The organism is Candidatus Rickettsia tasmaniensis (assembly GCF_036857515.1).
Lineage (GTDB): Bacteria > Pseudomonadota > Alphaproteobacteria > Rickettsiales > Rickettsiaceae > Rickettsia > Rickettsia rickettsii.
This window is the reverse complement of record NZ_JAQCNX010000068.1, coordinates 1-604: the sequence shown is the minus strand read 5'-3', so window position 1 is coordinate 604 and position 604 is coordinate 1. Positions and strand designations below refer to the sequence as shown.

Below are 604 nucleotides of genomic sequence, written 5' to 3'. Positions count from 1 at the left end.
CATTAAATATGCGATAAAATTTTTCTGAATGGACATTCTTACCATTTGCAAAATCTTTTCGCCATCTTGCAAGTAAACCGTGAAATATCACTAAAATTAATACTGCAAACATTTTAACGTGAAACCAAGTATCAAGAGCAACAAACCCGTAAATATGAGCATTTATTAAACCAAAAATAGATGTGCTAATCATTACCGGATTCATAATGAATCTGAGTAATTTTAGCTCCATTACTTGTAAAGTACTATCTAGCTCACTACCTATTTTAGCTTTGATATGATATACATATATTCTAGGTAAATAAAGAAGTCCTGCCATCCAACATATAGCAGATATCAGATGGACTGATTTAAACCATAGATAGTAACTTGCCATTCTTTTCCTTATTAATTTGTTAATTTACACAAACATTTAGTAAATTCGTTTGGACATATTCTTGTACTAGAGCTACTCATAACTAAATTAGTATCAACCTTATTAATAAATCGTAGCAATATATTTGTCAAACTATTAATAAAAATTTTATTTGTTCCAAGTGTCGGAATTCGGGTATATTGAATTTCATATTTATCTGCAATTAATTTATATTCAATATCAAGCTCT

Annotated in this window: 1 protein-coding gene and 1 pseudogene; both read right to left on the bottom strand. The window is 28.5% G+C overall.

The window, feature by feature from the left end; genetic code table 11:
* Window positions 1–376 (bottom strand): protoporphyrinogen oxidase HemJ (hemJ, locus tag O6R16_RS07945; RefSeq protein WP_499680702.1); only part of this gene is annotated, 376 nt, incomplete at its 3' end.
* 11 nt (window positions 377–387) lie between these two features.
* A pseudogene (locus O6R16_RS07940) lies at window positions 388–604 on the bottom strand (ferrochelatase); the annotation flags it as partial.